We start from the raw sequence: 18,140 nt of genomic DNA, 5'->3' as shown, positions 1-18,140 counted from the left end.
CATATGCTGCCCGATCGTCGAGAGTTCCGTCGAGTCGCAAACTGGAGCCGGATCTAACGGTTTTTCTCATCCGGGTTGGACGATCCGCCTCCGTCAGGGGCCGAAACGGCGCCGGCCTGCGCCGTCTCCACCCCGTGTTCCGCAACGGGACGGGAGTGGGAGCGTACAGGAGAACTAAAGATCTTTCGCTGATCGGCACGCGAAAGGAATCGATCACAGCGTGTGATCGATTCCTGAAGCCGCAGATAGTCCGAAATGATTAGTTACATCCCAGTTCACTGGTGCGGGCCGCGGCGAGGCCATCGCGGGCCGCGTTCCCAATGGCACGCCCGCTTTGCGAATAGGGGGTTGTCATCTGGGCAAACGAGGCGTAGACAAGTGCTACGGACCATGTGTCCGAGCACGGCAGCCGGGCACCCACGCGCGACCAGCCGCGGGAGGCGCGTCGAGACGGGCTTGACCCGATCCGACGAACATGAGGTGCACGCTTGGTAACCCGGTATGACGTGACTGGCGGCGGCGTCTCGTAGAGGGGCGCCGCTCGCTGTGCGAGGACGTTCAGTCGCGCACGTCCAGGCCCAGCGTCGTCGCGATCACGACCGCCTGGTAGAGATCGATCACCGCCCGCCCGAGTTCGACGGTCCGCGGGTCGACGGCGGACAGGTCGCTTCCGCGCAGGTCGCAGCGGGACAGGTCGGCCTTGTGCAGCCACGAGCCCGACAGGTCGACGCCCCGGATCGTGGCGCCCTCGCAGCGCGCGCCGGTGAGGTCGGCCTCGCGCATGCGGACGTCCGTGAAGGACGCGCGTCGCAGGTCGGCCCCCGGGAGGCCGGTGAACGACCAGTCGCCGCCCTGCACCTTGAGCAGGTCGTAGGTGCAGTCGTCGAACATGCTGCCGACCAGCTTGCAGCCGCTGAACGTCGTGTCGAAGAAGCGGCATCGGACGAACGTGCAGTTCACGAACGCCGAGTCGGTGTGGGTGGACGCGTTGAACCGCACGCCGCGGAACGTGCAGTCGGTGAAGGCCGCCCCCACACCGCTGGCCTCGGTCATGTCCACGTCCACGAACAGGACGCGTTCGTGCTGTTCGCCCGTCAGGTCGCGGGAGTCCCAGTCGGCGGACGAGACGGTCGTTTCCGTGGGCGCGGCAGGACGTCCGTGCTTGCGATCGGCCATGGGACCACCATGACGTCCCCCACTGACAAGCTCGCCCCAGGGGTCGCGTCAGCCTCGCTGGTATGCCTCGCATATCGCCTGCGAGTCGCGCGCTGCGGCGGACGTGGCGGCGGCGCAGTGGGCGATCCATGTGACGACGCCCTCGGACGTGCCCGACGCGTATGCACGGATGGCCCTGGCGTAGTCGTCGGCGAGTTCCGCGTGGCCGACCTCAGGCGCGGTCAGCGATTTCGGGTCGAGACCACGGGCGACGAGGGTGAGACGTTGCGCGGCGCGGGCGACGACGCCGTCCCCCCAGCCGAACGGACGCAGCGTCAGAATCTCGCCGTGCACGATGGCCGCGACCACGAGCGCGGGGGCGTTGGTGGGCTGGGTGAGTAGCCCGCTGAGCACATCCAGGCGTGCCGCCACCTCGGACGGGGCCGGGGGCTCGCCAAGGCCGAGTACGTCTTGAACAGGTCGATCGTCTATGCGCGGACGTCCGAGATCGGCGTTCTCCACCACATCCGCTGCGGCGAGGACGTGCAGCCGCGCGAGAACCTGCCGTGGCGCCTGCCTCCATGTCTCCGTCAGGGGGCCGAGCTCCGCCGATACCCGCAGCGCTCCCTGCACGACGGGGTCGGACGGGTGCTCACCGGTGCGGAGCTCGTCCAGGGCGACCGAAACACCTTCTAGGACGGCCGACGCCCTGGCTCCACGTAGCGCGGACTCCGTGGAGACCTCCGCGCTGCGGCGCCGCAGCACGCGATGGCCAAGCAGGCGGTCTACCGCCGAGCGCGCTTCGGCCACGGCCTCGGCCACGCCGGGCAGGTTCGCCACGTCCGCGAAGGCATCGCGCGCCGAGGCCGCGGGAACGCCACGTGCGGAGGCCCCGGGCACCCCATGCGCGACGGCCCCAGGCGTGCGACGTTCGGAGGGCCCGGGTGAGCTCTGTGCGGAGGTCCCGGGCACGCCACGTTCGGAAGGCGCAGACGCGTCGCGTTCGGAAGCCGTAGGCGCTTCGCGTCCGGAGGCGGCGGCCTTGTCACGGCCGGAAGCTGCGGAGGCATCGGTCACGGCCCGACCCTAGTTGGTCGCCGTCGTACGCTGAACAGCGCGGTTCCCCGTTTCGCGCGCGTGGGCACGGCCGCTGTGTCGGGCGTCACAGGGAACCCGTCCGGCGGTAGGCGCGCCAGGCGCCTTAGGTGCTCAATACGTGGGAATTGGTGCTCAATACGTGGGAAGCGGCCTTGTGTGGGCGGGACCTTCCCTGGTGAAGTGGGCACACCGGGCGACCGTCGTTTCAGCTAGCGAGGAGTATGCGTTGAGCCAGAGCCAAGAGACACTGTCGAACCTCCTTCAGGAGACGCGGCGCTTCGCACCCCCGGCCGAGCTCGCCGAGTCGGCGAACGTCAAGGCCGAGGCGTATGACGAGGCGGCCGAGAATCGCCTGGGCTTCTGGGCCGGGCAGGCGGAACGGCTGACATGGACCAAGCGCTGGGACGACGTCCTGGACTGGAGCAACCCGCCGTTCGCCAAGTGGTTCGTGGGCGGCGAGCTGAACGTCGCCTACAACTGCGTGGACCGGCACGTGGAGGCCGGGAAGGGCGCGAAGGTGGCCTTCCACTGGGAGGGCGAGCCCGGCGACAGCCGTACGCTCACCTACGCCGACCTGCAACGCGAGGTCAACAAGACCGCGAACGCGCTGCTGGAGCTCGGCGTCGCCAAGGGCGACCGGGTCGCGATCTACCTGCCGATGATCCCCGAGCTGCCGATCTCGATGCTCGCGTGCGCGCGCATCGGCGCCACGCACTCGGTGGTGTTCGGCGGTTTCTCGGCGGACGCGCTGCGCACCCGCATCGACGACGCGCAGGCCAAGCTCGTCATTACGGCGGACGGCGGATACCGGCGCGGCCAGGCGTCCGCGCTCAAGCCGACCGTGGACGAGGCCGTCGAGCAGACCCCGTCCGTGGGGAACGTCATCGTCGTGCGCCGGACCGGCCAGGAGGTCACGCAGAACGAGCGCGACATCTGGTGGGACGACGTGGTCGACCGGCAGAGCGACGAGCACACCGCCGAGCCGATGGACTCCGAGCACCCCCTGTACATCCTCTACACGTCCGGTACGACGGGTAAGCCCAAGGGAATCCTGCACACCACGGGCGGATACCTGACCCAGATCGCATACACGCACCACGCGGTGTTCGACCTGAAGCCGGAAACCGACGTCTACTGGTGTTCGGCCGACATCGGCTGGGTGACCGGGCACTCCTACATCGTGTACGGGCCGCTCGCCAACGGCGCCACCAGCGTCATGTACGAGGGCACGCCCAACACGCCGCACCAGGGCCGCTGGTGGGAGATCATCCAGAAGTACAAGGTCTCCATCTTCTACACGGCGCCCACGGCGATCCGTACGTTCATGAAGTGGGGCGACGACATCCCCGCGAAGTTCGACCTGTCGTCCCTGCGCGTGCTGGGAAGTGTGGGCGAGCCGATCAACCCGGAGGCGTACGTCTGGTACCGGGAGCACATCGGCGCGGGCAAGACCCCCGTCGTGGACACCTGGTGGCAGACCGAGACCGGCGGCATCATGATCAGTCCGCTGCCGGGCGTCACGGCGGGCAAGCCGGGCGCGGCGATGCGTCCGCTGCCGGGCATCGTGGCGGACGTGGTGGACGACCAAGGCGAGCCCGTCCCGAACGGCGGCGGCGGGTTCCTGGTGGTCAAGGAGCCGTGGCCGTCCATGCTCCGCACCATCTGGGGAGACGACGAGCGCTACGTCAAGACGTACTGGTCGCGTTTCGAGGGCCTGTACTTCGCCGGTGACGGCGCCAAGAAGGACGAGGACGGCGACCTGTGGCTGCTCGGCCGGGTCGACGACGTGATGCTGGTGTCCGGCCACAACATCTCCACGACGGAGGTGGAGTCTGCGCTGGTCTCGCACCCGAAGGTCGCCGAGTCGGCCGTCGTCGGCGCGACCGACCCGGTGACGGGGCAGGCCATCGTCGCGTTCGTCATCCCGCGCGGCAGCGCCGGCGACGTCGAGGGCGCGGACTTCCTCAAGGAGCTGCGCGACCACGTCTCCAAGACGCTCGGCCCGATCGCCAAGCCCCGCCAGATCATGATCGTCCCGGAGCTGCCCAAGACCCGCTCCGGCAAGATCATGCGTCGGCTGCTGCGCGACGTCGCCGAGAACCGCAGCATCGGGGACGTCTCCACGCTGGCCGACAGCACCGTCATGGACCTGATCTCCGAGAAACTCCCCAGCTCCAAGTCGGAGGACTGACCCGCACCCCCACACGAACGCCCGCCCCGCGTCGCATTGCGTCGCCTCGCGTCGTCTGACGGCTGTTTCCTGCCGAACGGCCTTGCATGACGGTCTGCCTGCTGAACGGCCGCGCGTGCTGAGTGGCGTTGCGTACGATGGCCCGCGTCCAGGACGGCACGTACATCCCGTCCTGCTCGCGGGCCTTCGCATGCACGCTCCCACGTGCACGGCAACGAGCGGAATCGGCCCGCGTGCGAACGCTCAGCGCCCATCCCGACGCGTCGGCCGTCAGGTTTTGGACGTCCTCACTCCAGCCCCGCAACGCATCCCGGCGACCTCGACCGGCCTGCCAGCGGGGCGGGCTTCACCGCTGCAAACGCGGGCGCGGGGCGTACGCGTATGCGCGTGCGGCCGCAGCGGCATGGACGCGACGCCGGTGTCTGTGGAGGCGCGTGCGGCGCGTGAGCTTGAACGTTGTGGGTAAGGTGCGCAGAGGAGCGCCGGGAAGTCTGGTCGGCAGGGGTCGTTCCCGTCTTGGACGGGGATCGGCTCCGATCAGGCCGTTCGTCGTCTTCTCGGGGGTTCTTCCATGCCGCGCCAGTCCGGGCCGAGCCGTGTCGCCACGATCTGGCCGTTCCGGCCCACCGTCCGGTACAGCAGGCAAGTCGCGAAGGCGCTGCGGATGGAGACGGTCGGCGGCGTCATCATGCTCTTCGCGGCGGTGGCCGCGCTTGTATGGGCGAACACCCCGTGGGGCGAGTCCTACGCCGATCTCCAGCAGTACGAGTTCAGCCCCGGATGGCTGCACATAGGGCACATGGACGTGCAGCACTGGGCGTCCAGCGCACTGTTGGCGGTGTTCTTCTTCATCGCCGGGCTTGAGCTGCGCGAGGAGCTGACGCACGGCGAGCTGCGGCACGCGCGGGACGCGGCGCTCCCGGTGATCGCGGCGACCGCCGGGGTGGTGGCGCCGGCGGTGATCTTCCTCGCGGTCAGCGCGGGGGAGCCGGACGCCATGAAGGGCTGGGCGGTGCCGACCGCCACCGACATCGCATTCGCGCTCGCAGTGCTCGCGGTGACGTTCTCGTCATGCCCGGCGCCCCTGCGCGCGTTCCTGCTCACGCTCGCCGTGGTGGACGACCTGATCGCCATCACCATCATCGCGCTCTTCTACACCGACTCCCTGGAGTGGATTCCCCTAGCGCTCGCGGTGTTGCTGATAGCCGCGTATGGAGTGTTGCAGTCCAAGGACGTCCGTTCTCCATGGGTGTACGTGCCGTTGGCGCTGGCCGCCTGGTACTGCGTCCAGCGGAGTGGGGTCCACGCCACGGTGGCCGGTGTCGCTCTGGGAATGTTGACCAGCCCCAGGGAGACACCTGACGAGCGGCCCACGAACGCGGAGCGTGCGGACCACGCCCTGCGACCGTTTTCCGCAGGCGTATGCGTCCCCCTGTTCGCCTTCCTGTCCGCGGGAGTGACGCTCAGCGCGTCCTCCCTGGGGGCGGTGTTCACCGATCGTGTGGCCCTCGGGGTGATCGCGGGTCTGGTGATCGGTAAGTTCGTCGGCGTCCTCGGGGGAGCGTGGGCGGCCGTGCGGTTCGGCTTGGCGACGCTCGGAGAGGAGCTGCACTGGCGTGAGATCGCGGGGGTCGCGTTGCTCGCCGGGGTGGGTTTCACCGTTTCCCTGCTGATCGGCGGTTTGGCCTATACCGACCCGTCACAATTCGAGAGAGTGACGACTGCGGTCCTGATCGCGAGCATGCTCGCCTCGGCGGCCGCCACCGTCGTCTTTCGCAGGAGGGTGCGCCAGCGCGCCCGCCTGGAGTGACGTGGTGACATCGGGTGGCCGGACGAGCCGTCCGGCTGACAGGCTTGGGCGAGCCGGGAAAGCCGGGGGGCTCTGAAAGGAGAACAGCGATATGTCCGAGGCACTGCCGGGCGAGCGCGTCGAGGACAAGTCCCTCGGCGAGCTGGTCGCGCTGGCGTCCAGCAACATCTCCAACCTGGTCAGGGCGGAGATGGACCTGGCCAAGCTGGAGCTGAAGGCCGACGCCAAGAAGGCCGCGCTCGGTGGCGTGATGTTCAGCATCGCCGCGCTGATCGGGGGGCTGATCGTCATTCTGCTGTCGATCGCGGCGGCCTACGGCCTGGTCGCGGTCGGCATCTGGCACTGGGCGGCGTTCCTGATCGTCTCGGGCGTGTACCTGCTGCTGGCCGCCATACTGATCGGTATCGGCTATCTGCGCATCCGCAAGATCGACGGGGCGAAGCGGACGCGCCAGACGCTGAAGGACGACCTGACCATGCTGCGGCACCGCGGCGATCCCGGCGACACCCCCGCGATCAAGGACTGAGCCAGGCCATGGCAGGGCACGACACGTCGCTCGTCGAGGTGGACGGACCGTGGACCCACCGGGCGGTCAGCGCCGGCGGGACGCGGTTCCACGTCGTCGAGGCGGGCGAGGGGCCGCTCGTGCTGCTGCTGCACGGCTTCCCGGAGTTCTGGTGGTCATGGCACAACCAGCTGGTCTCGCTCGCCACGGCGGGCTTTCGCGCGGCCGCGGCGGACCTGCGCGGCTACGGGGGCAGCGACAAACCACCGCGCGGTTATGACCTTGTCACCCTGGCCGGGGACGCGGCCGGGCTCGTCCGCGCCCTGGGCGAGGCCAGCGCGGTCGTGGTCGGACACGACTGGGGCGGGCTGCTGGCCTGGACGATGGCCGTCTACCACCCGAAGGTCGTCCAGCGGCTGGCGGTGGTGAGCGCCCCGCATCCGCTGCGCCTGCGGCAGGCCATCCGGGGAGACCCGCGCGGGCAGGGGTGGGCGGCGCGGCACACGTTCGGCTTCCAGGTCCCCATGTGGCCCGAGCGGCGCCTCCTCCGGGACGACGCGGCCCTGGTAGGGCACCTCCTGCACGACTGGTCGGGTCCCGGCTGGCCGGACGAGCGCACCGAGCGGCTCGTCCGGCGCGCCGTGCAGATCCCGGGGACGGCGCACTGCGCGCTCGAATACCACCGTTGGCTGATCCGCTCCCAACCGCGTCCGGACGGCATCCGGTACGCGCACCGCATGCGCACTCCCGTCCAGGCGCCCACCCTCCAACTGCACGGGGCCCTGGACACCTACACCCTCCCCGGCAGCGCCCAGGGGTCGGGACGCTACGTCACGGCTCCCTACAGGTGGAAGCTCATCGAGGGTGCCGGGCACTTTCCGCATGAGGAACGGCCCCGCGCGTTCGACTCCCAACTCCTGGGCTGGCTGGCCGACCCGGAGCCCGACCGCTGACCGTCGTACGCCGTGCGTACCGTGGAGTCATGCGGGACGAGCCGGAGCGCACCGAGAACCAGGACGAGGCGGCGGCGCGCGCCCAGGACCACGCCGATGCGGCACGGATACCGTCAAGCCGCGACGAGGCGGCGCGGGGGCGGCGAGACCGGGACGAGGTGGGGAGGCCGCGTAACGCGCGGCCACGTGACGCTTACGGGCGCCCACTGCCCCATGGCGCCACCGGGATACCGACGATGCCCGACGACCTCGACCTGGAGCCCGCGGAGGCGCTCGTCGAAGCTCAGCGCCTCCTGGACGACGACCGTCCCTTCCATGCGCACGAGGTCCTAGAGGCCGTCTGGAAGGCCGCACCGGAGGACGAGCGGGAGCTGTGGCGGGGCCTCGCCCAGGTCGCCGTAGGCGTCACCCATCTGCGCAGGGGGAACCTGAAGGGCGCTCAGGCGCTGCTCAGCCGCGCCGCGGACAGGCTGGAGCCGTACAAGGCGAACCCGCCGCACGGCATAGATGTGGACGGCGTCGTCCAGCAAACCCGCGCCCTCGCGGACCGTCCTGGCGGAGCGGCTGTGGACCTCGTCCTGACGAAGGCGCCGTAGGGGCTTGGGGCGCTGACGACGGGAGGGGTGGGCGCGGCAACGGTCGGCGGCGCGCGGACGGCCTCATCCCTCGCTACGCGACCCAGGGCCGCGCCTTCGCGCTGGGCCGCGTCTCCGCAAACGGCGCGCCCCTGTGCACGGCCGCGTCTTTGGCATGGTCTCGTCTTCGTGCACGGTTAGGAGGTGGTCGTCTAGGCACGCTGGCGCCTCGTTGGGTGCGTGTCCCGTGAGGCAGGTGCGGCAGCTTGTTCGCGGCTCTGCGGGCATGCGCGGCGCCGCGAGGGCGGGGTCAGTCCGAGCAGTCCTGGGTGGACACGGCGGACGTGAGGTTCGCGCCGGCGCTCGCGTCCGGGGAGACCTCCCCGGCGGTGAGCGCGTAGCCGGTGGCCGGGGTGTCCAGGGCGGCGGCGAAGATGACGCCGTAGACGCGTCCGTCCGTGGAGAGCAGGGGGCCGCCGGAGTTGCCCGGCTCGACCTTTCCACGGATGGCGTAGATCTCGCGCTTGACCTGGCCGCTGTGGTAGATGTCCGGGCCCTTGGCGGTCTGCCGCGCGCGGATGCGGGCCGCGCCCGTCCGGAACGGCTGGTTCTTCGGGAATCCGGCGATGATGGCGTTGTCGCGCACCTTGGCCGACTCTGCGAACTTCAGCGGCGGCGCGTCCAGGCCGGGCACGTAGAGGATCGCGATGTCGCGCTTGGGGTTGTACAGGACGACCCGTCCGCGATCGTTGGAGCCGTTCAGCGACTGGACCAGCGACGCGCCGCGTGCACCGGCGACGACGTGCGCGTTCGTCATGACGTGGTTCGGCGCGAACACGAAGCCGGTGCCCTCGATCCGCCGCTCGCACTCCGGCGCCCGGCTGACGATCTTGACGATGCTGCGCCGGACCTCGCGCAGCGAGCCGGTGTTCAGAATCGAGTCGTCCGGCGGCGGCACCGGCACTACCGACTCACCGCCGAGGCCGTTGAAGACCTGTGGGAACTCGCTGTTCCGCACGAATCCCTGGAACGAGGAGAACCAGCCCTGCGCCCGCGGCGGCATCACGCCGTTCATGCCGTTGATGATCGAGGAGCCTCGGACCTGGGTCCGGACCGGCTTGAACTCCGACTCGAAGGCCAGGTTCCCGAAGAACCAGGCGACGATCAGCAGCGAAAGCGCACTGACGAAGGTGCCGCCGACCGCGTCCGCGGTCCGCGCGTTCATGCCGGTGACCCGGTTGCGCAGCACGGCGCCGAGCGAGGACGCGACGAGCTGGCCGAGCGTCGCGGCCAGGAACGCGATCACTATGGCGAGCAGTGCCTGCTGCGCCCCGCCGTCCACGGTGGCCTCGGCGATCGGCGGCGCGACGAGCACCCCGACTACCCCGCCGCCGACGAAGCCGACGAAGCTCAACAGGCTCACGATGAAGCCCTGCCGGTAGCCCGAGACTCCGAACAGCACGACGAGCACGAGCAGGATGAGGTCGAGAACGTGGTCGTGCAGCACCGCTTCACCGTATAGGGCGGCGGGTGTCCCGCACGTCCCCTCGCTGTACCAGATTGGCGTACCGCGGGTAGCCGTCCGGGGCGATGCGGAACGGTCACCGTCCGCCCTCAGGCTGGTATCTCGCGGCTGACCTGCTCGATCATCGTTAGCCGATCGACCGGGGACCACCTCGAACGCCGACCGGCAGGCGGCGGGAGCGGTGGAGGTGGGGGACCAGCTAGCGGCGTGGGCGCGGGTTCGCGACGGCCGGGGGGAGCTCCTCGACGTGCTCCTCGTCCCAGGGACGGTCCCAGCCGCCGACCGCCAGCACCTGGTTGAGCAGCGCGCCCGTGAACCCCCACACGAGCATGCCGCGGACGCGGAACGCCGGGCCCAGCTTGATCCCGGACGGGTGCCGGACCATCAGCCGGTTCGCCGGATCGACCAGCTCGGAGATCGGCACCCGCGTGACCGTCGCCACCTCCCCAGGGTGACCAGGCGCGATCTCGGACGGCTCGCGCCACCATCCCGCGACAGGCGTCACCCTATGCTCGCTGTACGACAGATAAAGCTCCGGCAGCGAGCACAGGATGTCCACGCCGGACGGCTCGACCCCCGCCTCTTCCCACGCCTCCCGCAGCGCCGCCGCGACCGGCCCGTCGTCCTCGGGGTCGATGCGCCCGCCGGGGAAGGCGGGCTGGCCGGCGTGCTTGTTGAGGGTGGCGGCCCGCTCGGTGAGCAGGACGTCCGGCCCCTCCGGACCCTCCCCGAAAAGGATCAGCACCGCCGCGGCGCGCGCCCGCGGCGCCGGCTCGAAGAACGGTTGCACCGGCATGCGCGGCGCCTCCGCGCGGAAGCAGTCGAGCCACGGAGGGCAGGTCAGTGGGGTGTCGGTCACGGCTGTCCCAACCACGGAACGGTGGCGTTCCTTCCCGGTGAGACATTTGGGGCGGCTGGGGGAGCGTCGCAGCGTTCCGCACGGGGCATAGGACGACCGGACGTCGGCGCGGCGTGCGCACGCCTGGGCGCGGCTGTCGCTGGCATCGGCGGGGAAGGCGGCATCGGGGCGGACGGCGGGGGAAGCGGCCTCGGGGCGCGTGGCAGGGGAGGCGGCGTCAGGGCGGATGGCATCAGGAGAACGGACCCGGCTTGACGAGCTTGGCGGCGGTGGCCTCGTCGGTCGGGCCCTCGCCGAACGACGGGCACAGGCGGGCGAGCGGGCAGGCGCCGCAGGCCGGACGCCGCGCGTGGCAGATCCGGCGGCCGTGCCAGATCAGCCGGTGCGACAGCATCGTCCAGTCCTTGCGGGGGATCAGCTCGCCGATCTCCTTCTCGACCTTCACCGGGTCGGTCTCCTCCGTCCAGCCGAAGCGGCGGGCGAGGCGGCCGAAGTGGGTGTCGACGGTGATCCCGGGGACGTCGAAGGCGTTGCCGAGCACGACGTTGGCGGTCTTGCGCCCGACGCCGGGCAGCGTGACCAGGTCCTTCAGCTTGCCCGGGACGTCGCCTCCGTAGCGTTCGCTGAGGTCGTGCCCGAGCTTCATCAGGTTGTTCGCCTTCGCCCGGAAGAACCCCGTCGACTGGATCAGCCCTTCGAGTTCCGCCCGGTCGGCGGCGGCGTAGTCCTCGGCGGTCCGGTACCGGGCGAAGAGAGCCGGTGTGACGGCATTCACCCGCCGGTCCGTACACTGGGCGGACAGGATCGTGGCGACCAACAGCTCAAGTGGATTCGTGAAGTCCAGCTCACAGTGGGCGTCGGGGTAGAGCACGGCGAGCTCGCGGTTGATCCGCCGGGCGCGGCGGACGAGCGCGAGGCGCGTCTCTTCCCGGGGCCGGCGGGGCCGGGAGGGCGCCGCCGCGGGGGCGGGACTACCGTTGCGAGGCACGAGGGCAAGGGTAGTTGTTCGGTCCCGCGTTTCGGCGCGCCGTGACCCTACCTTCACGTCCGCCGTGGGACGTAGGTCACACTATGCATGTAGGTGTTCGAGGAGGAGAAGCGTGACCGACCGCGACGTGGACGTTCTGAGCAGAGCCCCGCTCTTCGAGGCCCTCGACGAGCAGGGCGCCAAGGCGCTGCGCGCCAACGTGACCGAGGTGCGGCTCGCCCGCGGTCAGACGCTGTTCAACGAGGGTGAGACGGGCGACCGGCTGTACGTCGTCCTGGAAGGCAAGATCAAACTGACCCGGACCGCGCCGGACGGCAGGGAGAACCTGCTGAGCGTGCTCGGCCCGAGCGAGATGTTCGGCGAGCTGTCGCTGTTCGATCCGCGTCCCCGCACCGCCAGCGCGATCGCGGTGACCGAGTGCCGGCTCGCCGGGCTCGGCCACGACGATCTGCGGCCGTGGCTGACCGGGCACCCCGAGGTGGCCGTCCAGCTCCTGCGCGCGCTGGCCCAGCGGTTGCGCAAGACCAACGACGTGATGGCCGACCTGGTGTTCACCGACGTTCCCGGGCGTGTCGCCAAGGCGCTGCTCGACCTGGCCGAGCGTTTCGGACAGCCGTCCGAGGCCGGGCTGCACGTCCACCACGACCTCACGCAGGAGGAGCTGGCGCAGCTGGTCGGCGCCTCCCGCGAGACGGTCAACAAGGCCCTCGCCGACTTCGCGCAGCGCAACTGGCTGCGGATCGAGGCGCGGGCCGTGGTGATCCTGGACATCGACCGGCTGCGCAAGCGCTCCAAGTAGCGGGCTCCGCGTCCCACCCCCCCGCACGATCACGCCATCGGAGCCGTGATCGTGCGACTTCCCCTCCTGTTCGCTGCCGCCCCCCGAGGACGGGCGGCTCGGAACGCGGTTCAGTCGCGCGTTCGCAGATACTCCAGCTGTGACTCAACGGACCACTCGGCGGCGGGCCACAGCGACCTGTCGACGTCGGCGTAGACGCGTTCGACGACCTCGCGGGCGGTGCGCGCCCCCGCCGCGACGGCCGCCTCGACCTGGGCGAGACGCGCGCGCCGGTGGTCGATGTAGTGGTCGAGGACGGCGAGCGGATCGTCCAGCTTCGGCCCGTGACCAGGGAGGATCGTGGCGGCCCCGGCCTCGGCGGCGAACGCGCGCAGCCGGTCCAGCGAGCCGAGGTAGTCCCCGAGCTTGCCCGCCAGGACGGTCGTCCCGTACCCGAGAACCGTGTCGCCGGTCATGATCGCGCCGTCGGCGGGCAACCAGAACGTGAGCGAGTCGTCGGTGTGGCCGGGCGTCTCCATGACGCGCAACTCCAGGCCGCCCGTGGTGATCACGTCCCCCTCGGCCAGGCCCTCGTCACCGAGGCGATGCTGAGGGTCGAGCGCGCGGACCTTGACGCCGTCACCGGCGAGCCGGGCGAACGTCGCCGCGCCTTCCGCGTGGTCATGGTGCCCATGAGTCAGCAGTACGAGGGCCACGCGCTGTCCCTGGGCCGTCGCCTTGTCGTGGACGCGGCGCAGGTGCCCCTCCTCCTCCGGGCCCGGATCGATGACCACGACCTCTTCGGCGCCGGGTTCAGCGATGATCCAGGTGTTCGTCCCGTCCAAGGTCATCGCGGACGGATTGGGGGCAAGCACACACGTCGCCCGTTCCGTTCCCATCCCGTCGATCTCGCTCATCCACCCCATACTGCCCGAGCCTCGCCCAACCCACCGGACCGGCCTCCGCCCTTGCACGCCGCAGCCAGTGGCCGCGAAACAGCACATCCAGCAGACACACGACGCGACGCTTCAGCAGGCGCGCTGAGCCAGCGTGCCGCAGCAGGCACGCCGAGGCGACACATCCCAGCAGACACACGCGAGGTGACACGTCCAGCAGGCGCATCCGAGGTGAGACGTCCCAGCAGGCGCGCCCGAGGCGAACCGTCCAGCAGGCGCATTCGAGGCAACGCGTCCCAGCTTGCTCGACGTTAGCGCGCGGCGTAATACCGCTCGATGTCCTTGGGGAGGACGAGGTACGCCTCGCCGTTGACGATCTCCGTCGCGGGCTCGTAGGGAGTGATCTCGCGCGGCGCGGCCAGGACGTCCGCGACCGTCTCGAACTCGGCCAACTCCGACAGAGTCGCCACGGTCGGCGGCAGCATCAGCCATTCGCCCGTGCGGTCGCGTTCGGCCGCCTCCGCCGGGCGCACCCACGCGACCTGGTCCGCTTCGGTGCTGACGTCCCGGGCGCGCTGGCCGGCGGGGATCGCGGCGACGAAGAACCGGGTGTCGTAGCGCTTCGGCTCGACCGCCGGGGTGATCCAGTGCGCCCACGGCCGGAGCAGATCCGACCGCAGGACGAGGCCGCGCCGATCGAGGAAGCCGCCGAGCGACTGGGAACGATCCAGCAGGGCCCGGCGATCGGCCTCCCAGCCGTCCCCGCGGGTGTCGCCCACCACCGACTCGGCGGTCGGGCCCGCGAGCAGGACGAGGCTCTCCTCGAACGTCTCCCGGACGGCCGCGCAGACCAGTTCGCGGGCGAGCGTCTCGTCCGCGTCGAACGCCGTGCCCCATTCGGCGGGCGACGGGCCGGACCAGGCGAGCGTCGCCTCCCCGTCCCGCGGATCGACCGCCCCGCCGGGGAACACGTAGGCGCCCGGCGCGAACGCCATCGATCGGACGCGCCGCAGCAGGAACACCTGAAGACCGTGGTCGGCGTGGTCACGAAGGATCGCCACCGTCGCCGAATGCCGCGCCGGGGCCGGCTCGACCCGTCCCGCCAGCACGTCCTCGGCCCTCGGCCACAGCTCCCGGGGGAGCCTGGGCCCCCTCAACGCCCACCGGCCGCGTTCGGCAAGATCCTCATGGCCCGTCATTCGGACATACCGCACATCGTCCCGTCAAGCCCAAGCATGCCGGCCGGGTCGGACAGTCCGGCCGGCAGACCCCGGCCCTCACTCAAGCCCTCAGCGGACCTCGGCGATGACCTCGACCTCGACCACCGCGTCGCGCGGCAGGACGGAGACGCCCACGGCGCTGCGCGCGTGCTTGCCCGCGTCCCCGAACACCTGCCCGAACAGCTCGCTCGCCCCGTTGACCACCTTCGGCTGCCCGTGGAAGCCGGGGTCGCTGGCGACGAAGCCGACGACCTTGACGATCCGCGCGATCTTCGACAGCTCGCCGACCTCGGCCCGCAGCGCCGCGATGGCGTTGAGCGCGCAGATCCGGGCCTGCTCGACGGCCTGCTCCTCGGTCACCTCGGCGCCCACCTTGCCGACGACGGCCAGCTCGCCCTTGACCAGCGGGAGCTGCCCGGCCGTGTAGACGAGCGAACCCGTCCGGGCCGTCGGGACATAGGACGCGAGCGGCGCGGCGACCTCCGGGATCTCCAGTCCGAGCTCGCTGATCCGCTCCTCGGGCGTACTCATGGCCACTCCCCTCCCAGGCGACGACGGGCCGGACGGCCCTCATCCTGATCAAGCTTCGCACAGCCCGCGCCGCGCGGCACCGCTCGAACGGACGGCCTCCGCTCGGACGGCGGCCACTGCTCGAACGGGCGGCCACGCTCGATGCACGACAATCGCGAGACGCGTCGGCTCAGCGAATATGCACTCCGCGCGGTCGGCGTCAGGACTGGACTTCGCGCTTGAAGTACGCCACAAGGTTCTCCGGGTTCGGACCCGGCAGGACGGTGACGAGTTCCCACCCGTCCTGACCCCAGTTGTCGAGGATCTGCTTGGTCGCGTGAACCAGCAGCGGAACGGTCGCGTACTCCCATTTCTTCATGGCCATCACCCTAGCGATCGGCCTGTCCCCGACCGCCTCGAACCCGCCGTCTGGAAGCGGGTCCAGAAGTCCGGAGGAGGTGTTACGCGTCCGTCTCCGCGCCCGCCGCGCCGTTATCCGCGGGTGCCGTGCCGTTATCCGCGTGCGCCGCGTCGTAATGCGCCCGCGCCTCGTCCACCTCGCCCATGTGGCGGTCCGCCCATTGCCGGACCGCGTCGAGCAGCGGAATCAACCGTTCGCCCAGGACCGTCAGCGTGTACTCCACCTGGACCGGCACGGTCGGTGTCACGCTGCGCGCCACAAAACCGTCCCGTTCGAGTGAGCGAAGTGTGTGCGTGAGCATCTTCGCGCTCACACCGGGCAGGGCGCGGCCCAGGTCGGCGTACCTGTGCGGCCCGTCCTCCAGCCGCAGCAGGATCATCGAGGTCCATTTGTTGCCGATGATGCCCCGCAGCCGGTACGTCGGACATTCGTCCATGTAGGCGTCGAACGCCGCCTTCGCCTCCTGCCGACGCCGCGCCGCCGTCATCGTGGTCATGGCCTGGGACTCACCTCCGGGTGCTGAACGCACTCGCAAGTAACTCCTTCCCGTGCGGTGATGTTCCGGTGAGAGTGGGCCGCACGGAGATCCCCGCTCACAGAGGAGTACAGGCATGCGCGCCTTCACCGTGACCGCGCCCGGCGGCCCCGAGACCCTGACGGACACGGACGTGGAAGAACCCCTCCCCGGGCCAGGTCAGGTGCGGGTCCGGGTGGCGGCCGCCGGAGTCAATCCGGTGGACGTGGCGACCCGCTCGGGCGCCCTCGCGGACGCCGGGCTGATGGCCGGATTCGGCGCCGACCGTCCCGTGGGCATCGGCTGGGACGTCGCCGGAGTCGTGGACGCGGTCGGCGCCGGCGTCACCCGCTTCACGCCGGGCGACCGGGTCATCGGACTCCAAGATCGCCTCGACGCGCCCCTCGGCACCTACGCCGACGCCGTGATCTTGGACGTCGCCGCCGTGGGCCCCGCACCGCGCACGATCGACGACGTCCACGCGGCGACGCTCCCGCTGAACGGCCTCACCGCACTCCAAGCCCTTGACCTGCTGGACCTTCCGTCCGGGAGCACGCTGCTGGTCACCGGCGCGGCGGGCGCGGTCGGCGGCTACACGGTCGAACTCGCCGCCGACCGCGGACTGCGCGTGGTGGCCACCGCGTCGGCGGAGGACGAGACCCTGGTGCGCGGCCTGGGCGCCGAGCTGTTCGTCCCGCGCGGCGCACACCTCGGCGACGCCGTCCGCGCACTGGTACCCGGAGGCGTCGACGGGGTGGTGGACGCGGCGCTCCTGGCGGCCGCCGCGCTGGACGCCGTCCGGCGCGGCGGGGCGTTCGTCGCCGTGAACGGCGGACCGGCCGTCCCGGTGCCCTTGCGCGGCATCCGCGTCCACAACGTGTGGATCCGCGCGGACGCCGCCCAACTCGCGCACCTCACCGCCCTCGTGGACGCGGGCCGCCTCACCCCCCGCGTCGCCGCCACGCTCCCCCTGGCGGAAGCGGTCGAGGCCCACATCCGACTGGAGTCGGGCACCCCCTTGCGCGGCCGCCTAGTCCTGATCCCCTAAAAGCACCTGTTCGCCCCGGTCCGCCCCTCCCACCGCGTCTGCTGCGTTCGCCCTGTTCGCCGCATGCGTCCTGGCTGCCCCGGTCCGCCTCGTCTACCGCGTCCGGTCCGCTGCGCCTGCCGCGCCCACCGTGCGCCCCGTCAGCCATGTCCGCCCCCGTCCACTCACCCCGGCCCGACACGTCGGCTCTGTCCGTCCTGTCCATCTCGTCCGTTCCTCCGGGCCTGAGCCGCCGGCTGACCCAGGCCCGACCCATCGCCCTGCCTGCCTGGCCGACCCCCGCTCGCCCAGGCTCGACCCCGGCCGCTCTGGCGCGGCCTGTCCGATGCTCGCCCTCCCCGAGCCCTGCTGAGCAGGGTTCGACCGCCCCCGGCCCCGCGCCCTCAGCCCAGACCCGACGCGTCCGCCACCTCAGGACGGCTCGCCGCTGCGCTCAGCCGTGCTCGGCGCGGATCATGATGCGGCGCAGCAGGTCGGAAAGGGTGCGGCGTTCGTCCGCGTCCAACGCGCTGAGCGTGCGTTCCTCCTCATGCCCGACGCCGCCGATCGCGCCACGCCAGGCGGCCCGCCCCTCCTCGGTCAGCTCCACGACCACGCGACGGCGGTCGGTGGCGGACGGCGTCCGGCGGACGAAGCCGCGGCGTTCCAGCGCGTCCAGCCGTCCGGTGATCGAGTTGGGCGCCATGTCGAGGTCGGCGGCGAGTTCCGAGGGCGTGGCCCGCCCGTGCCGTCCGGCGAGCCCGTGCAGCGTGTCGTACTCGTGCCGCTGGAGCCCGTACTCGCTCAGGGACCGCTCGCGGACGCGCTTGAGGTGCTCGACGAAGAACACCATGCGCGTGACGGCGCCCTCGATGTCCGGATCGAGGTCGAGCATGATCGGCATCCACCGCTCCACATGGGCATCCGTCCGATCCCGGACGACATCCCCACCCGGGCCGGTCGGCGACGGCGAGCCGCCCCCGGATTCGTCCGCGGACGAGAGATCACCAGCCGACGCACCGGCATGGGAGGCGGGGACGCCACAGGACGGCCCGGTCCCGGTGTCGACGGGTCGCAGGCCGTCCTTCCCGGCTTGCCGGTGCGAGTCCCCTCTG

18 protein-coding genes are annotated in these 18,140 nt (G+C 70.9%); 7 read left to right on the top strand and 11 right to left on the bottom strand.

What is annotated here, in order from left to right; translation table 11 throughout:
- Nucleotides 1-558: 558 nt before the first annotated feature.
- Nucleotides 559-1,176: a pentapeptide repeat-containing protein gene (locus tag K2F47_RS27815; protein ID WP_242908464.1), complete on the bottom strand. Its 618-nt coding sequence runs from the start codon at nt 1,174-1,176 to the stop codon at nt 559-561.
- Nucleotides 1,177-1,224: 48 nt separating this feature from the next.
- Nucleotides 1,225-1,995: a Fic family protein gene (locus K2F47_RS27810; RefSeq protein ID WP_242908462.1), complete on the bottom strand. Its 771-nt coding sequence runs from the start codon at nt 1,993-1,995 to the stop codon at nt 1,225-1,227.
- Between the two features lie 484 nt (nt 1,996-2,479).
- Here K2F47_RS27810 and acs point away from each other — a divergent pair, with 484 nt between their 5' ends.
- The 5 genes from acs to K2F47_RS27785 all read left to right on the top strand — a co-directional run bounded on the left by acs (nt 2,480) and on the right by K2F47_RS27785 (nt 8,308).
- Nucleotides 2,480-4,444, top strand: a complete 1,965-nt coding sequence (acs, locus tag K2F47_RS27805) for an acetate--CoA ligase (RefSeq protein WP_242908460.1) — start codon at nt 2,480-2,482, stop codon at nt 4,442-4,444.
- Nucleotides 4,445-5,015: 571 nt separating this feature from the next.
- Nucleotides 5,016-6,254 carry a Na+/H+ antiporter NhaA gene (gene nhaA / locus K2F47_RS27800; protein WP_242908458.1) on the top strand — a complete coding sequence of 413 codons (1,239 nt, stop codon included), beginning with the start codon at nt 5,016-5,018 and terminating at the stop codon, nt 6,252-6,254.
- 91 nt (nt 6,255-6,345) lie between these two features.
- Nucleotides 6,346-6,780 carry a phage holin family protein gene (locus tag K2F47_RS27795; RefSeq protein WP_242908456.1) on the top strand — a complete coding sequence of 145 codons (435 nt, stop codon included), beginning with the start codon at nt 6,346-6,348 and terminating at the stop codon, nt 6,778-6,780.
- An 8-nt stretch (nt 6,781-6,788) separates the two neighbouring features.
- Nucleotides 6,789-7,712, top strand: a complete 924-nt coding sequence (locus K2F47_RS27790) for an alpha/beta fold hydrolase (protein WP_242908454.1) — start codon at nt 6,789-6,791, stop codon at nt 7,710-7,712.
- A gap of 29 nt (nt 7,713-7,741) precedes the next feature.
- Nucleotides 7,742-8,308 carry a DUF309 domain-containing protein gene (locus K2F47_RS27785; protein ID WP_242908452.1) on the top strand — a complete coding sequence of 189 codons (567 nt, stop codon included), beginning with the start codon at nt 7,742-7,744 and terminating at the stop codon, nt 8,306-8,308.
- A gap of 289 nt (nt 8,309-8,597) precedes the next feature.
- Here the strand turns inward: K2F47_RS27785 and K2F47_RS27780 are convergent, their stop codons facing one another.
- The 3 genes from K2F47_RS27780 to nth all read right to left on the bottom strand — a co-directional run bounded on the left by K2F47_RS27780 (nt 8,598) and on the right by nth (nt 11,659).
- Complete coding sequence (locus K2F47_RS27780) at nt 8,598-9,794, bottom strand: MarP family serine protease (RefSeq protein WP_242908450.1); 1,197 nt, start codon at nt 9,792-9,794, stop codon at nt 8,598-8,600.
- Nucleotides 9,795-10,011: 217 nt separating this feature from the next.
- Nucleotides 10,012-10,671 carry an NUDIX hydrolase gene (locus tag K2F47_RS27775; RefSeq protein WP_242908448.1) on the bottom strand — a complete coding sequence of 220 codons (660 nt, stop codon included), beginning with the start codon at nt 10,669-10,671 and terminating at the stop codon, nt 10,012-10,014.
- A 232-nt stretch (nt 10,672-10,903) separates the two neighbouring features.
- Nucleotides 10,904-11,659, bottom strand: a complete 756-nt coding sequence (gene nth, locus K2F47_RS27770; RefSeq protein WP_242908446.1) for an endonuclease III — start codon at nt 11,657-11,659, stop codon at nt 10,904-10,906.
- A 112-nt stretch (nt 11,660-11,771) separates the two neighbouring features.
- On the opposite strand from nth, the gene K2F47_RS27765 reads away from it, so the two are divergent.
- Complete coding sequence (locus K2F47_RS27765; RefSeq protein ID WP_067450375.1) at nt 11,772-12,458, top strand: Crp/Fnr family transcriptional regulator; 687 nt, start codon at nt 11,772-11,774, stop codon at nt 12,456-12,458.
- A 110-nt stretch (nt 12,459-12,568) separates the two neighbouring features.
- On the opposite strand, the gene K2F47_RS27760 is transcribed toward K2F47_RS27765, so the two are convergent.
- The 5 genes from K2F47_RS27760 to K2F47_RS27740 all read right to left on the bottom strand — a co-directional run bounded on the left by K2F47_RS27760 (nt 12,569) and on the right by K2F47_RS27740 (nt 15,980).
- Nucleotides 12,569-13,363 (bottom strand): MBL fold metallo-hydrolase, encoded by a 795-nt coding sequence (locus K2F47_RS27760; RefSeq protein WP_242908444.1) that lies wholly within the window; start codon nt 13,361-13,363, stop codon nt 12,569-12,571.
- A 281-nt stretch (nt 13,364-13,644) separates the two neighbouring features.
- Complete coding sequence (locus tag K2F47_RS27755) at nt 13,645-14,532, bottom strand: NUDIX hydrolase (protein ID WP_242908442.1); 888 nt, start codon at nt 14,530-14,532, stop codon at nt 13,645-13,647.
- A gap of 90 nt (nt 14,533-14,622) precedes the next feature.
- Nucleotides 14,623-15,084: a RidA family protein gene (locus K2F47_RS27750; RefSeq protein WP_242908440.1), complete on the bottom strand. Its 462-nt coding sequence runs from the start codon at nt 15,082-15,084 to the stop codon at nt 14,623-14,625.
- 199 nt (nt 15,085-15,283) lie between these two features.
- Nucleotides 15,284-15,442: a Sp36 family protein gene (sp36, locus tag K2F47_RS27745; protein WP_021591512.1), complete on the bottom strand. Its 159-nt coding sequence runs from the start codon at nt 15,440-15,442 to the stop codon at nt 15,284-15,286.
- Nucleotides 15,443-15,524: 82 nt separating this feature from the next.
- A complete protein-coding gene (locus tag K2F47_RS27740; RefSeq protein ID WP_242908438.1) occupies nt 15,525-15,980 on the bottom strand; it encodes a winged helix-turn-helix transcriptional regulator in 456 nt (151 codons plus the stop codon).
- Nucleotides 15,981-16,095: 115 nt separating this feature from the next.
- Between K2F47_RS27740 and K2F47_RS27735 the strand changes: the two genes are divergently transcribed.
- Nucleotides 16,096-17,046, top strand: a complete 951-nt coding sequence (locus tag K2F47_RS27735) for an NADP-dependent oxidoreductase (RefSeq protein ID WP_242908436.1) — start codon at nt 16,096-16,098, stop codon at nt 17,044-17,046.
- A gap of 433 nt (nt 17,047-17,479) precedes the next feature.
- Here the strand turns inward: K2F47_RS27735 and K2F47_RS27730 are convergent, their stop codons facing one another.
- Nucleotides 17,480-17,929 carry a MarR family winged helix-turn-helix transcriptional regulator gene (locus K2F47_RS27730; protein ID WP_242908434.1) on the bottom strand — a complete coding sequence of 150 codons (450 nt, stop codon included), beginning with the start codon at nt 17,927-17,929 and terminating at the stop codon, nt 17,480-17,482.
- Nucleotides 17,930-18,140: the final 211 nt, after the last annotated feature.

The organism is Actinomadura terrae (genome assembly GCF_022751215.1).
GTDB lineage: Bacteria > Actinomycetota > Actinomycetes > Streptosporangiales > Streptosporangiaceae > Spirillospora > Spirillospora terrae.
Note: the sequence above shows the minus strand (reverse complement) of the source record. Positions and strands in the feature narration are given on the sequence as shown.

Coding starts and splice junctions, on each gene's coding strand:
- K2F47_RS27735 (WP_242908436.1), top strand. CDS start 16,096: ATGCGCGCCTTCACCGTGACCGCGCCCGGCGGCCCCGAGACCCTGACG.
- K2F47_RS27750 (WP_242908440.1), bottom strand. CDS start 15,084: ATGAGTACGCCCGAGGAGCGGATCAGCGAGCTCGGACTGGAGATCCCG.
- nhaA (WP_242908458.1), top strand. CDS start 5,016: ATGCCGCGCCAGTCCGGGCCGAGCCGTGTCGCCACGATCTGGCCGTTC.
- sp36 (WP_021591512.1), bottom strand. CDS start 15,442: ATGAAGAAATGGGAGTACGCGACCGTTCCGCTGCTGGTTCACGCGACC.
- K2F47_RS27730 (WP_242908434.1), bottom strand. CDS start 17,929: ATGCCGATCATGCTCGACCTCGATCCGGACATCGAGGGCGCCGTCACG.
- K2F47_RS27815 (WP_242908464.1), bottom strand. CDS start 1,176: ATGGCCGATCGCAAGCACGGACGTCCTGCCGCGCCCACGGAAACGACC.
- K2F47_RS27785 (WP_242908452.1), top strand. CDS start 7,742: ATGCGGGACGAGCCGGAGCGCACCGAGAACCAGGACGAGGCGGCGGCG.
- K2F47_RS27740 (WP_242908438.1), bottom strand. CDS start 15,980: ATGACCACGATGACGGCGGCGCGGCGTCGGCAGGAGGCGAAGGCGGCG.
- K2F47_RS27755 (WP_242908442.1), bottom strand. CDS start 14,532: ATGACGGGCCATGAGGATCTTGCCGAACGCGGCCGGTGGGCGTTGAGG.
- K2F47_RS27760 (WP_242908444.1), bottom strand. CDS start 13,363: ATGGGGTGGATGAGCGAGATCGACGGGATGGGAACGGAACGGGCGACG.
- K2F47_RS27795 (WP_242908456.1), top strand. CDS start 6,346: ATGTCCGAGGCACTGCCGGGCGAGCGCGTCGAGGACAAGTCCCTCGGC.
- K2F47_RS27790 (WP_242908454.1), top strand. CDS start 6,789: ATGGCAGGGCACGACACGTCGCTCGTCGAGGTGGACGGACCGTGGACC.